We start from the raw sequence: 13,280 nt of genomic DNA, 5'->3' as shown, positions 1-13,280 counted from the left end.
CGCCAAACCGGGCCCTCCTGAGGAGTGGCCGGCCCCCCTACCGCGCCCGCGCCGCTCCACCAAACTCGAAGCGGCCTGACCAACCCAGCACACGGCGCCCACCGCGCCGCGCCGCGCTCGCGTTGCCGTTTCGCGCTCGCATCGCCGTTTTCGCGCTCGCAGCGCACGGCGCCCTACCGCGCCGCCGCATGCGCATCGTGGTGCCACGCTCACGTTTGCCGTTTCACGCTCGCATCGCCGCGCCGCGCCGCGCTCGCATCGCCGCACCACCGCTGACCATCGCCGAGGGCGCCAAACCGGGCCCTCCTGAGGAGTGGCCGGCCCCCCTACCGCGCCCGCGCCGCTCCACCAAACTCGAAGCGGCCTGACCAACCCAGCACACGGCCCTCAGTGGGCGCGGGCGGCTCCGAACTCGAGGCGGCCCGACAGCAGCGCGTCCAGGTCGGCCGACGGCACCGGGCGGGAGAACAGGAAGCCCTGCGCGTGCTCGCACCCGAGCGCCCGCAGCGCCGTCGCCTGGTCCTCCGTCTCGACCCCCTCGGCGACCGTCTGCAGCGAAAGACCCCCGGCCAGCTGCAGGATCGCCCGCATGAGCGTGGTGTCGACGGCGGTGGCCAGGAAGGTGCGGTCGATCTTCAGCACGTCGACGGGGAGGTGGACGAGGTAGGCGAGGGAGGAGTACCCGGTGCCGAAGTCGTCGATCGCCACCCGCACCCCGTCCGCGCGCAGCGTGTCGAGCCGCGCGGTCGACTCGGCGTCCGCGACCAGGGTGCTCTCGGTGACCTCCAGCACCAGCGCGGTCGCCGGCAGCCCGCTCGAGGCCAGCGCGGCCCGGACCCGGTCCACGAAGTCGGCCTCGCGCAGCTGATGGGCGGCGACGTTGACGGTGAGGCTGATCCCGTCCCGCTCGTGCCACGGCCGCGCCTGCGCGCACGCCCGCTCCAGCACCCACCAGCCCAGCGGCACGATGAAGCCGGTGGCCTCGGCGACGGGGATGAACACGCCCGGCGGAATGGCCTCGGCGCCCGGCGGGAACCAGCGCAGCAGCGCCTCGACGGCGGTGATGCGCCCGTCGGCCAGGCGTACGACCGGCTGGTAGTGCACGTCCAGCTCACCCTCGCGCAGCGCCCGCCGCAGCCCGGTGGCCAGCTCCCGCTGCCGGTCCGCGGCCGTGCGCAGGCCGGCCTCGAACCGCACGATCCGGTCCTTGCCGCCGCCCTTGGCCGCCTGCAGGGCCAGCCCCGCGTCCCGCAGCACCTCGGCCGAGCCGCGCCGCCCATCGACCACGACCACACCCGCACTGCCGGTGAGGTGTACGGTGCGCTCGCCCACCCGGTACGCCGGCCGGAGCCGCGCCAGGACCCGCTCCGCCGCCCCGACCGGCGCCGCACCGCGCCACACGGCCGCGAACTCGTCGTCGCCGTGCCGGGCCAGCAGGTCGGCGGTGGGCAGCGCGCCCCGCAGCCGCCGGGCCACCTCCGTGAGCAGCTCGTCCCCGGCGACGTGCCCAAGTTCGGCGTTGATCTCGCCGAACCCGTCCAGGTCCACGAGGATCACGGTCAGCTCTCCCCGCCCGGGCCCGTCGAGCACGGCGGTCAGCATCGCCCGGTTGGCCAGCCCCGTCACCGAGTCCCGGGTCGCCCGCTCCCGCAGGGCCCGCTCGAGCCCGCGCTGATGCGCCGAGGACTGTGCGAGCGAGGAGGCCAGCCGCCGCGACCGCGCGCGGACCAGCATCAGGGCGACCACAGCCGCGGTCAGCCCGACGAGCCCGGCCAGGAGGGATGAGAACTGCCGGAGCAGTGCCGGTACCACCGCCAAAAAAGCGGCCCCGGCGACCCAAACGGCCACAAGCAGCCCCGTCTCGCGGCCCACGAACGAGGACCGCCGAGGCAGCGGACTCGGCTTGCGGCGCACACCGGCATGCTATCCGGCAAATGTCCGATATTTCCCCCATAACGGACAACACGCTGAAGCGCACGCTACACAGCCCCGTCCAGCGCCGTTGACGAGACGTACAGCGTACGTCTAACCTGTAAGACGTACACCATACGTTAAGTAGTACGACGTACGTTTACGGAGGCCAGCCATGCGCGACACCATGCACCGCCTGCTACACCGCATCCCGGGCGTCCCGGAGCACACCGAGAACCAGCCACACAAGCCGCACGCCCACGCCCCCCACAGCCACGCCGCCCACAGCCGCTCCCCCCACAACGACGCCGCCCACGACCACTCCCCGCACAGCCACTCCCCGCACGGAAACGGCCGCACGCGGAACCACACCGCCGACCGCCCGCCCCGCATCCTGCCCGCCTGGCAACGCCGCATAGCCGCCCTCTTCGGCCGCGACCTCCCCTAACCGCCTCACCTGCGGAAACGAAATGTCGGGCGCCCCGCTAACCCGACATTTCCGACTTATACCCCGTCAGGGTATAAATACGATATGTCGAGCGAAGCGCGGCGCGAAGCGCCCGACATATCGCCGCCCAGCGCCCGACATATCGCACGCCCAGCGCCCGACACATCGCACGTCAAGAGATCCCCAGCACGAGACCAGAAGAGCGCGGCGCAAGGCCGTAGGGCACAAAAAAGCGGGGCGCCAAGAGGCGCCCCGCTTCTGTGTCCAAGAGATCTACCGCCAGTCGAACCCCTGCTCGACGACGACCTTGTCCGCGGTGGCCGAGATCCGGTCGGCGAACTTCTTCGCGTGGTGCCCGCAGAACGCCAGGTCGCCGGCGCTGCCGAAGGTCACGACCGCCTTCGCCGCGGCGCCGCAGCTGTCGCAGCGCTCCCCCACGAGCTCGGGGACGGACTCAACGGCCGGGCGCGAGATCAGCATCGGGGTCATCTCAGTCTCCTCGAGGTCGGGACGGGTGGGCGGAAGTCCGATTTGCGGCATTTCCGTGGCTTGCGGCTTACCCGACCAACATTACGTTCGCCGCATTTGCGCGCCTAGTTCAGAAGCGTTGCGTTGAGTCGCGGGTCGGTTGCCACTTCTGTCCGTTCGTCTGATGCATCACTGGGGCAGCTCACATACCCACCCCGCAACTTTTCGACACCATGCGCCCCGCCCGCGGGAGGAAAGACAGTGCGCACAACGGGCCGGATGGCAGACACCCGAACGGCAACTTCCGGCGAACCGGGGGTGTAACCCCGACTGCCGAATCTTGTGGAGGTCCGGATGACAACGCCGGATGCAAAACCGCTCCACAGGATTTCGCCAGCCACGGAAGGGCTTTGAATAGATGATCCGCCGTTACGCCCGCAAATTCATGCCGATCGCCGCGCTCGCCATCGGTGCCGGAGCCGGCACCACGATCCACAGTGGCGTTGCCGCCGCTGCGGAGACGACCGACGTCGTGCGCTCGGGCGCCGCGGAGGACAGCTACAGCTCCAGCACCCGCCCGACGTACAACTTCGGCCTCGCCCCCACGCTGACCGCCGGCCGCCAGGCCGGGGACACGATGGTCGGGTTCCTGAAGTTCCAGGTCGGCCCGCTCGGCACCGGCACCTCGGTGAAGAGCGCCAAGGTGACCCTGACCCGCGACTCGAAGGACCTGCCGGCCTCGATCACGCTGAGCCGCGTCGCGGACAGCGCGTGGACCGAGAAGGCCATCACCGGCAAGAACGCGCCGAAGCTGGGCGCCTCGGTCGCCGTCGCGAAGCCGGCCGCCACCGCCACCGCGGTGACGTTCGACGTCAGCTCGGTCGTCAAGGGTGCCGGCACCTACACGTTCGCCGTCACCTCGTCGGTCGCGAACAGCCCGGCCCGCTTCAAGTCGGCCGAGGCCCCCGCGGGCCAGCCGGCCCTGGACGTGACCGTGGCCCGCCCGGTCGTGACCAAGCCGGTGGAGGACGTCAAGCCCACCAAGCCGGTGACGACGCCGACCAAGCCGGTGACGACCACGCCGTCCACGCCGGTGACCACCACGCCGACCAAGCCGGTCACCACCCCGGCCGAGTGCAAGGTGGACGCCAAGCTCGTCCCGTCCTGCGGCGTCCTGTGGGGCGCGGCCGCCGGCGGCTTCTCCGACGTGCCGCGCGACGAGGCCCTGAAGACGTTCGAGACCAAGAGCGGCCGCACGTCGGCGATCTACCACACCTACCACAAGGGTGACGAGGTCTGGCCGACCAAGGACGAGATCGCCATGACCAACGACCCGGCGCACCCGCGCACCCTGATGCTGAACTGGAAGGTCGGCTACGGCACCACGTGGGCCAAGGTCGCCGCCGGCGCCCAGGACGCCCGCATCGACAAGGCCGCCGCCTACCTGAAGGCCAACTTCGCCAACAAGCCGTTCTTCCTGGTGCTGCACCACGAGCCGGAGAACGACGTCAACCCGACGGCCGGCTCGGGCCAGACCGCCAAGGACTTCGCGGCCATGTTCCGCCACACCGCGCTGCGCCTGAAGGCCGACGGCGTCACCAACGCCGTGTTCACCGTCGCGTACATGAACTACGAGAAGTGGAACAACACCTCCTGGTGGGGCGACCTGTACCCGGGTGACGACGTCGTGGACTGGGTCGGCGTGGACACGTACAACAACGCCGAGCCGGGCGCGTTCCACTACGGCGACTTCAACTACCTGATGAACCGCACCAACGACCCGAAGTTCCCGGGCTTCTACACCTGGGCCACCACGAAGCACCCGAGCAAGCCGATCATGGTCGCCGAGTGGGGCGTCTACGACTCGTCGAAGGTCGTCCAGGGCAAGAACAAGGCCGCCGTGTACGCCACCGTGCTCCCGCAGCTCGCCAAGATGCCGCAGATCAAGGGCCTCGTGTACTTCGAGACCGCCAAGGACCAGAGCGGCCACGACATCCGCATGGACGACACCCCGGAGGCGCTCGCCGGCTTCCAGAAGATCGCCGCCGACCCGCGGTTCAACGTGAAGCTGTAACACCGACCGCAACACCCGGTTCCCCCCGGTGAGCGAAGGCCGTCAGGACCCAGTCCTGGCGGCCTTCGCCATTCCCAGAAAAGCGACCCGTTCAGCAACCGTTCGCAACTTGGAGGGCCGAGCGCGAAAGGGAAGCGGGACAACCGGCCTGCAACTTCAAGGGTCCCGGAGCAACCACCGTGGCCCGGCAATCTTATTTCAGCAAGGAAATGCAACACCAAGAAATGACCACATATCACGGCCTGTCTCATGACGCGACATATGCCGGCTACCGTAAAGGGATGCAGACATAATGACGAAGAACATCGCCCGCCGCGCCATTACCGGATTCGTCCTCGGCACCGCCGCCGCCGCGACCGCGTTCTCCTTCGGCTCGACCGCTTACGCGGGCCCGGCCATGGGGAGCATTCAGAACGTCGACGCCCCCGGCGCCCTCAAGGACCAGTACATCGTGGTCATGAAGGACGGCAGCACGACGACCTCGGACGCCCTCGCCGGCAAGGTCGGCGGGAAGATCGAGGACCGGTTCGACACCGCCGTGCGCGGGTTCTCCGGCCACATGAGCGCCGACGCCGCTCGCCGCTTGGCCGCCGACCCGGCCGTCTCGTACGTGGAGCAGGACCGCCGCGTGCAGATCGAGTCGACGCAGACCTCCGCCACGTGGGGCCTGGACCGCATCGACCAGGCGGCGCTGCCGCTGGACGCCAAGTACACCTACGGCCCGGCCAGCAACGTCACCGCCTACATCATCGACACCGGCGTGCGCATGACGCACTCGGAGTACGCGGGCCGCGTCAAGTCCGGCTACGACTTCGTCGACAACGACGCGGACGCCACGGACTGCCAGGGCCACGGCACCCACGTCGCCGGCACCGTCGGTGGTAAGACCTACGGCGTGGCCAAGGACGTCAAGATGGTCGCCGTGCGCGTGCTCGACTGCAACGGCGGCGGCTCCTACTCGCAGATCATCGCCGGCGTCGACTGGGTGACCAAGAACGCCGTCAAGCCGGCCGTGGCCAACATGAGCCTCGGCGGGGCCGCGGGCGCCACGATGGACAACGCGGTCAAGAAGTCGATCGCGGCCGGCGTGACCTACGCGGTCGCCGGCGGCAACGACTCGGCCGCGGCCTGCACCAAGTCCCCGGCCCGGCTGCCGGAGGCGATCACCGTCGGCGCCACCGACGCCAACGACACCCGCGCGAGCTTCTCGAACTACGGCAGCTGCCTCGACATCTTCGCCCCGGGCGTGAACATCACGTCCAGCTCCAACGCCAGCAACACCGGCACCCAGAAGATGAGCGGCACCTCCATGGCCACCCCGGAGGTCACCGGTGCGGCCGCGCTGTACCTGGCCGGTCACCCGACCGCCACCCCGGCGCAGGTCCGTGACGCGCTGGTCAACGCCGCCACCAACGGCGTCGTGAAGAACGCGAACTCCGGCTCGCCGAACAAGCTGCTGAACACCACCTCGTTCAACAACGCCGCGCCGGCCACCCCGGCCACCCCGGCCACGCCGGTCACCACGCCGGCCACGCCGGTCACCGCCCCGGCCACGCCGACCACGCCGAGCACCCCGGCCACCTGCACTCCGGCCGTCAGCGCCACCCCGGTCGCGATCGCCGACCGCGCCACCGTCACCAGCAAGCTGGTCGTGAACAACTGCGCCGGCACCGGCTCCAAGACCGCCACCGTCAAGGTCGCGATCAACCACGCCGACCGTGGCGACCTGCGCATCGACCTGATCGCCCCGGACGGCACCGACTACAAGGTCAAGAGCTCGATCGCCGCTGACGACGTGGCCTTCGGTACCGCGACCTACACGGTGGACCTGTCCTCCGAGCTGCGCAACGGCACCTGGACGCTGCAGGTCAAGGACGTCTTCGCGGGCGACGCCGGCACCCTGACCGGCTGGACCCTGAACGTCTGAGCCACAACCGAACGATGAGAGCCCCCGTCGGTCACCGGCGGGGGTTTTCGCGTGCAAAGCATTCTCACAAATCCCCCTCAACCCGGTCGTAACGGCCGTACGGTGTGGTCAGTCAACGAGGCAAGGGGGACCACCATGAGCACCGCCAGAGATTCGATCGAGGTGGCCGTACCGGTGGCAGTGGCCTACGAGCAGCTCACCCACTTCGAGAACTATCCGCAGTTCATGTCCGGCGTGATGAGCATGGCGCCGATCGACGCCTCCACCGCCCACATGGTGCTCGACATCGGGGGCACCCGGGCCGAGTTCGACGCCCGGATCACCGAGAGCCGCACGGACGAGTTCCTGTGCTGGGAGGCGATGGACGGCCCGCAGGTCATCGAGGCGCTGCGGCTGGAGCCCATGGCCGGGGACATGACGCGGGTCATCGCCGAGCTGCAGATCGACGCGCGCGAGCTGATGCCGGCCGAGGAGCACGCCGTCGAGGTCCTCAACCGCCGCCTGAAGGCCGACCTGAAGGGCTTCAAGCGATTCTGCGAGGAGTCCGCTATCGGAAGCCTCCCGAAGGCCGCCGAAAGCACCATGAAGACCCGCGAGATCAAGCCGTCGCCGGCCAACATGCCGGGCGCCAAGACGGCCCGCGGCATCGCGCCGGCGAGCAGTGAGCGACCCGCGCACATGAGCGGTGAGCGGCCCGCGCACGCGAGCAATGAGCGACCCGCGCAGCCGACACCCAGCGGCGGCAACCTCGGTGGCCATCACACGACGGAGCGGGCGTCGCGCGCACGTCCAGTACCACCGCAGCAACCGCTCTGAACCACCGCGTCAAACCGCTCTGTGCGAAACGAAGGGGCGCCGGCCGAAGGGCTGGCGCCCTTTCCGCATATTTCGGATATCCCTCACGAATGGCGCATAAAATCGAGGGTATGACCGCGATCCTGGTCGCCGACGACGACATGGACATCCGCGACCTCGTCGCGTTCAAGCTCGAGCAGGCGGGCTACGACGTCGTGGCGGTGGACAACGGCCTGGCCGCGCTCACCGCGGCCACCGAGAACCCCCCGGACCTCGTCGTGCTCGACGTCATGATGCCGGGCATGTCGGGCATCGACGTCTGCCGCCAGCTTCGCCAGGAGCAGGGCACCAAGGCGCTGCCGATCATCCTGCTCACCGCGCGCGCCCAGGAGGGCGACGTCGAGGTCGGCTTCGGCGCCGGCGCGGACGACTACATCGTCAAACCCTTCAGCCCGCGGGAGTTGGTGAGCCGGGTCGAGGCGGTCCTGGCCCGCATGCGGGCGTGACCCTGGCCGGCGCCGCGCTGGTGGCGCTGATCATCCTGATCTTCGCCGCGCTCGTCTTCGGTGGCCTCATCGTCGGCGGGCGCACGGTACGCCGGGCCCGCGAGGCCAGACGGACCCAGCTCGCCAAGCCGGCCCGGCAGCTGCTGCTGGCCATCGCCGCCGGCGACGACGAACCCGAGCAGATCGATGAACTGGTGCGCCTGCCCGACGAGGTGTGGCTCGCGGTCGAGCCGAGCGCGATCGCGCTGCTGGGCAAGGTTCGCGGCGAGGCGCACACCGCGCTGGTCGATGTCTTCGAGCGCCGGGGGGCCGCCTGGCGGGCCCGCAGCCAGCTCAAGCGGCGCGATCCGGTGGCCCGGGCGCTGGCCGCGGAGGTGCTGGGCAACCTGGGCCGCAAGGACGCCCTGCTACCCCTGTGCGACCTGCTCGGCGACCCCGATCCCGACGTGCGCGTGGTCGCGGCCCGTTCGCTCGGCCGCATCGGTGACGCCGGAGCGACGCAGCCGCTGCTGGCCACGCTGCCCAGCCGCCGGACCGTGCCGAGTCAGGTCGTGGCCACCGCATTGACCCGCCTGGGTACCGCCGCTACGAACGCCCTCCTCGCCGCGCTTGACGATCCCCGCTCCCCCGTGCGGGCCTGCGCCGCCGAGGTCCTCGGTCTGATCGGCGCCGCCGGTGCGACCGTGCGCGTGGAGAGCGCGCTGCGGGCCGATCCGGTGGTCGAGGTGCGCGTCGCCGCCGCCCGCACCCTCGGTCGCCTCGGCACCCGGACGGCATTGGCCCCACTGATCGATGCATTAGAGCCACAGCATCCGGGGGTACTGCGTGCGGAGGCGGCCAAGGCCCTGGGCGAACTCGGTGCCGTCAGTGCCGCCGCGCCGCTCACGGGCCTGCTGGCCGACCCCGACTACGAGGTCGCCCACAACGCCGCCCGCTCCCTGCTGCGCCTGGGCAACTCCGGCCGGGCCGCGCTCGTCGCCGCCGAGCACCGGGTCCACGTGCGCCCCCGCCACAGCGCCGAACCCGACGATGAGCCGGACCCCGACATCGTGCTCAGCGCCGCCCACGCCCGCGAGGCGCTGGCCGCCGCCGACATCGACGCCAACCGAAAGCAGCCGGTGACGTGATACCGAGGGAATGGGTCATCGACGTCCTGACCGTGACGGACGTCTTCATCCTCGTCTACTTCCTGCTCATCAACAGCAGCTACCTGGTCCTGATCGTGCTGGCCACCGCCGAGTTCGTGCGCCACCTGCGCCGGGTGCCGTTCGCCGGCCACGAGGAGACCTACCGCAGCCCGTTGACCGAGCCGGTCTCGGTACTGGTTCCCGCCTACAACGAGTCGGCCGGCATCGTGCAGTCGGTGCAGGCCATGCTCGCGCTGCGCTATCCGGTCTTCGAGGTCATCGTCATCGACGACGGCTCCAGCGACGACACGTTCGAGCGCCTGCGGGAGGAGTACGGCCTGGTCGAGGTCCCGCGCGTGGTCCCCGACCACACCCCGACCCGCGGCGGCATCGTCTCCATCCACGTGCCGAAGGAGCGGCCGGACCCGCTCGTGGTGGTGCGCAAGGAGAACGGCGGCAAGACCGACGCCCTCAACACCGGCATCAACGTCGCCCGGCATCCCTTGGTGTGCATGGTCGACGCCGACTCCATCCTCGACCCGCAGGCGCTGCTGTCGGTGGCGAAGCCGTTCGCCGACGATCCCGTGCGCACCGCCGCGTCCGGTGGCGTCATCCGCGTCGCCAACGGCTGCACGGTCGTGGCCGGTCGTATCGTCGACGTGAAGATGCCGAGGTGCTGGCTGCCGCGGGTGCAGGTGGTGGAGTACCTCCGCGCGTTCCTGCTGGGCCGCACCGGCTGGTCGCGCGTCGGCGGCCTGCTCATCATCTCCGGCGCGTTCGGCATCTTCCGCCGCTCCCTGCTCATCGAGGTCGGCGGCCTGGCGCACGACTGCATCGGCGAGGACGCCGAGCTGGTGGTCCGCCTGCACAAGCACCTGCGGCGGCAGAAGCGGGACTACCGCATCGTGTTCGTGGCCGAGCCCGTCTCCTGGAGCGAGGCCCCCAGCACCCTGAAGGTGCTCGGCAAGCAACGCCGCCGCTGGCACCGCGGCATCACGGAGATCCTCAGCAAGCACAAGAGCATGATCTTCAATCCGCGGTACGGTCGCATCGGCCTCGTCTCCATGCCGTACTACGTGTTCTTCGAACTGCTCGCCCCGCTGATCGAGCTGGCCGGCGTCATCCTGATCCCGCTCGGCCTCTATGTGGGCGCGATCGACACGGGCCTGGCGCTCGTCTACATCGCCGTGGCCTACGGCTACGCCCTGCTGCTCAACCTGATCGCGCTGACGGTCGAGGAGTACTCGTTCCACCGCTACCACCGCTGGACGGACCTGGTCGCCTCGGTCCTGGCCTCGATCCTGGAGAACGTCGGCTATCGCCAGCTGACCGCGCTGTGGCGGGTCATGGGCATGTGGTCGGCGATCCGGGGTGGCAAGCACGTCTGGGGCGAGATGACGCGGACGGGCTTTCAGACAGTACAGACGCAGCCGTTTGAACACGTGGCCGAGGAGCCGCTCAAAGCCAGAGAGGACGTTCGCGCGGAATCCGGATCGTGAACGTCGTGCCGTGGCCGACGTCGCTCGCCACGGCGATCTCGCCGCCGTGCCCCTCGACGATCGTCTTCGTGATGGCCAGGCCGAGGCCGGCGCCCTGCACCGCCTCGCGCACCGCGAACGTGCCGCGGAAGAAGCGGGTGAACAGCTGTGGCTGTTCGTCCGTGTCGATACCGACACCGTTGTCGCGCACCTTGATCTCGACGTGGTCGTCGTCGATGCGCGCGGTGAGCTCGACCAGACCGCCGTCGGGCGTGAAGTTCACACCGTTGGTGAGCAGGTTGGACAGGGCCCGCTGCAGCTGCTCGGGGTCGGCCTCGACGGTGCCGAGCTGGCCCTCGACGGCCAGGACGAGCCGGTGGCCGCGGCGCTTGGCCCGCGGCTCGACGGTGGCGCAGGCGGCCGTGAGGACCTCCTGCAGGTCGGTCGGGCGCAGCTCCAGGTCGAAGACGCCGGCCTCCACCTTGGAGATGGTGAGCAGGTCCTCGATGAGCGCGCGCAGCCGGTCGGAGTTGCGGCCGATGACGCCGAGCATGCGCGTCTGCGCGGCGGTGAGCGGGCCGGCGTCGCCGGAGGTGAGCACCTCGAGGTGGCCGATCACGTTGGTCAGCGGCGTGCGAAACTCGTGCGACACGGTGGCCACGAAGTCGCTCTTGGCCACGTCGAGCTCGCGCAGCCGGGTGACGGCCTCGCGCTCGTGCTCATAGGCGTGGCGCAGCGCGTCCTCGGTCCGCTTGCGGTCGGTGATGTCGTGCACGAACGCGTTGAACGTCCAGCCCATCATCGGGTCCTGCACGGCCCAGGTGGCGAGCTCGACCGGAAACTCGTAGCCGTTGGCGTGCCACCCGGTGATCTCGATCCGGTTGTCCAGGACCCGCTTCTCGCCCGTCGTCAGGAAGCGCCCGACGCCGAGATGATGGGCTTCCCGGTACTGCGGCGGCACGATCGTGTCCGCCAGCCGCCGGCCGATCGCCTCCTCCTTGGACAGGCCGAACACCTTCTCGGCGGCCGCGTTCCAGGAGGTGATCATGCCGCCCTCGTCCATGGAGACGAACGCCTCGACGCAGCTGTCGAGGATGCGCTCCAGCCGCTGCGAGCCGAACAGCAGCGCCTGCCGCGCGGCCATCCGGTCGGCGACCCGGCCGAGCTGGATGCCGACGTCGGCCATGATCTCCAGCAGCCCCGGGTCGGGCGTGACCGGCTCCCGGGTGAAGAACTCGAGCACCGCGGCGACGATCCCGCGCCCGGTGATGGGGAAGGCGATGGCGGAGCCGACACAGTTCACCAGCGGGCGCACCAACATCGGCTCGTCGCTCACGTCGGCGATCCACTGCGGCCGCCCGGTCTTCGCCGCCCGCCCGACGATCCCGGCGCCGAGCGGAAACCGCACGTCCTCGCTGGCCTTACGCAGCTCGGCGAACTCGCCGGCGATCTCCTCGTGCCACACGTCGGTGGACACGAACACCCGGCGGTCCCGCTCGTCCGGCAGGCAGAGATGGCCCACGGGCCACCCCGTCGCCGCGCACACAGCCGTGATCACGGGGAGCCCGGCGTCCCGGATGTCGTCGGCTTCGTTCGCGATCCTCGTCGCCTCCTGCAGGAGGGAGACGAGGACGAGTTCGCGATCCTTCGGCACACCTTGATCCTAAATGCCGGACCCGCCGCCCTTGACCCGTTTCGGGCAACGACGGCGGGTCCACTCGGAGCCGCACCTCAAACGAAGTCCAGGCCCCCGGAAGCGAAGCCCCAGGTGGTACTCAGGCGGTGACCGAGGCGGGGACGGCGGCGGCGGACAGCTCGCGCACGTACCGGTAGGCGCCGACCTCGCCGGCCCGCACCGCGTCGCTGGCCGCCACGAGCCGCACGCCCGCGTCGACGCACGCCTGCACGAGCCGCAGCCCGGGCAGCCGGTGCCGCTCGCTGATCTCGACGACGGTGCCGTTGGTCCGGCAGGCCGCGACCAGTTCGGCGAGGGCCGAGTCCGGCACCGCGGCCTCGTCGATCCCGGAGCGGGTCAGGAAGTCCAGCGGCCGGGCGAGCCGGGTCGGGGCATACCGGGAGACCCGCTCGACGGCCAGCCCGGTGACGGTGACGACCTGGTCGATGACGTCGAGCGCGCGCATCGCACCGGACTCGATCTGGGCCCGCACGGCGTCGGGGCTGAGCAGCCCGGCCGGCAGCGGCAGCCGGTTGAACGCGACCGAGATGACCTCGAGCCCGTTGAGGTCGGACGGGAACGCCAGCCAGCCGTCGATCCCGATCGCCTCGACCTCGACCCCGCGCCGCAGCGTGATGTCGGTGCGCTGCTGGGCCCGCTGGATCGACGAGAGGTACGGCGGCAGCCAGCTGGTGTCCGGCCCCACCCGGTCGGCGAACGTCAGCTCCGCCAGGCCGGCCTGCTCGGCCGCGGCGACAAGCACGGAGACGCTGTCGCGCCCGGACGAGAACGCGGTGTGGACGTGGCCGTCAACGGAGAGGTCGATCATCGAGGCACTCATTTCGTGGGTCTGCGTGGCGGGACCATTTCA

Annotated in this window: 11 protein-coding genes; 7 read left to right on the top strand and 4 right to left on the bottom strand. The window is 70.3% G+C overall.

The genetic code is table 11. The features are described from left to right. Positions 1-387: 387 nt before the first annotated feature. Positions 388-1,914, bottom strand: coding sequence for a putative bifunctional diguanylate cyclase/phosphodiesterase (locus ACIA8L_RS27330; protein ID WP_395909253.1), 1,527 nt, complete (start codon positions 1,912-1,914; stop codon positions 388-390). Positions 1,915-2,086: 172 nt separating this feature from the next. Here ACIA8L_RS27330 and ACIA8L_RS27325 point away from each other — a divergent pair, with 172 nt between their 5' ends. Beyond that, positions 2,087-2,359: a hypothetical protein gene (locus ACIA8L_RS27325; protein ID WP_395909251.1), complete on the top strand. Its 273-nt coding sequence runs from the start codon at positions 2,087-2,089 to the stop codon at positions 2,357-2,359. A 273-nt stretch (positions 2,360-2,632) separates the two neighbouring features. Here the strand turns inward: ACIA8L_RS27325 and ACIA8L_RS27320 are convergent, their stop codons facing one another. Beyond that, complete coding sequence (locus tag ACIA8L_RS27320) at positions 2,633-2,848, bottom strand: hypothetical protein (RefSeq protein ID WP_395909249.1); 216 nt, start codon at positions 2,846-2,848, stop codon at positions 2,633-2,635. A 397-nt stretch (positions 2,849-3,245) separates the two neighbouring features. On the opposite strand from ACIA8L_RS27320, the gene ACIA8L_RS27315 reads away from it, so the two are divergent. The 6 genes from ACIA8L_RS27315 (at position 3,246) to ACIA8L_RS27290 (ending at position 10,755) form a co-directional block, all read left to right on the top strand. Further along, a complete protein-coding gene (locus tag ACIA8L_RS27315; protein ID WP_395909248.1) occupies positions 3,246-4,901 on the top strand; it encodes a DNRLRE domain-containing protein in 1,656 nt (551 codons plus the stop codon). Positions 4,902-5,193: 292 nt separating this feature from the next. Beyond that, entirely contained in the window at positions 5,194-6,828 is a 1,635-nt protein-coding gene (locus ACIA8L_RS27310) for a S8 family serine peptidase (protein ID WP_395909247.1), read from the top strand. 135 nt (positions 6,829-6,963) lie between these two features. Then, positions 6,964-7,644: an SRPBCC family protein gene (locus ACIA8L_RS27305; RefSeq protein ID WP_395909245.1), complete on the top strand. Its 681-nt coding sequence runs from the start codon at positions 6,964-6,966 to the stop codon at positions 7,642-7,644. 110 nt (positions 7,645-7,754) lie between these two features. Next, positions 7,755-8,129, top strand: a complete 375-nt coding sequence (locus ACIA8L_RS27300) for a response regulator transcription factor (RefSeq protein ID WP_395909243.1) — start codon at positions 7,755-7,757, stop codon at positions 8,127-8,129. Continuing rightward, the gene (locus ACIA8L_RS27295) at positions 8,126-9,256 is read left to right on the top strand and encodes a HEAT repeat domain-containing protein (RefSeq protein WP_395909241.1); all 1,131 of its coding nucleotides are present in this window, start codon (positions 8,126-8,128) and stop codon (positions 9,254-9,256) included. The genes ACIA8L_RS27300 and ACIA8L_RS27295 overlap by 4 nt, the downstream gene beginning before the upstream one ends. Continuing rightward, positions 9,253-10,755, top strand: a complete 1,503-nt coding sequence (locus ACIA8L_RS27290; protein ID WP_395909239.1) for a glycosyltransferase — start codon at positions 9,253-9,255, stop codon at positions 10,753-10,755. The genes ACIA8L_RS27295 and ACIA8L_RS27290 overlap by 4 nt, the downstream gene beginning before the upstream one ends. Here ACIA8L_RS27290 and ACIA8L_RS27285 read toward each other — a convergent pair. Both ACIA8L_RS27285 and ACIA8L_RS27280 read right to left on the bottom strand, forming a co-directional pair. Continuing rightward, positions 10,715-12,388: an ATP-binding protein gene (locus ACIA8L_RS27285; RefSeq protein ID WP_395909238.1), complete on the bottom strand. Its 1,674-nt coding sequence runs from the start codon at positions 12,386-12,388 to the stop codon at positions 10,715-10,717. The two genes, ACIA8L_RS27290 and ACIA8L_RS27285, sit on opposite strands and share 41 nt — an antisense overlap. 121 nt (positions 12,389-12,509) lie before the next feature. Beyond that, the gene (locus ACIA8L_RS27280; RefSeq protein ID WP_395909237.1) at positions 12,510-13,238 is read right to left on the bottom strand and encodes a hydrolase; all 729 of its coding nucleotides are present in this window, start codon (positions 13,236-13,238) and stop codon (positions 12,510-12,512) included. Positions 13,239-13,280: the final 42 nt, after the last annotated feature.

This window comes from Dactylosporangium sp. NPDC051541 (genome assembly GCF_044454505.1).
In the GTDB taxonomy this organism is placed as follows: domain Bacteria; phylum Actinomycetota; class Actinomycetes; order Mycobacteriales; family Micromonosporaceae; genus Dactylosporangium.
Note: the sequence above shows the minus strand (reverse complement) of the source record. Positions and strands in the feature narration are given on the sequence as shown.

Excerpts from the sequence above, each read along its gene's own strand:
- ACIA8L_RS27310 (WP_395909247.1), top strand. The coding sequence starts at position 5,194 with ATGACGAAGAACATCGCCCGCCGCGCCATTACCGGATTCGTCCTCGGC.
- ACIA8L_RS27315 (WP_395909248.1), top strand. The coding sequence starts at position 3,246 with ATGATCCGCCGTTACGCCCGCAAATTCATGCCGATCGCCGCGCTCGCC.
- ACIA8L_RS27280 (WP_395909237.1), bottom strand. The coding sequence starts at position 13,238 with ATGATCGACCTCTCCGTTGACGGCCACGTCCACACCGCGTTCTCGTCC.
- ACIA8L_RS27300 (WP_395909243.1), top strand. The coding sequence starts at position 7,755 with ATGACCGCGATCCTGGTCGCCGACGACGACATGGACATCCGCGACCTC.
- ACIA8L_RS27320 (WP_395909249.1), bottom strand. The coding sequence starts at position 2,848 with ATGACCCCGATGCTGATCTCGCGCCCGGCCGTTGAGTCCGTCCCCGAG.
- ACIA8L_RS27305 (WP_395909245.1), top strand. The coding sequence starts at position 6,964 with ATGAGCACCGCCAGAGATTCGATCGAGGTGGCCGTACCGGTGGCAGTG.
- ACIA8L_RS27325 (WP_395909251.1), top strand. The coding sequence starts at position 2,087 with ATGCGCGACACCATGCACCGCCTGCTACACCGCATCCCGGGCGTCCCG.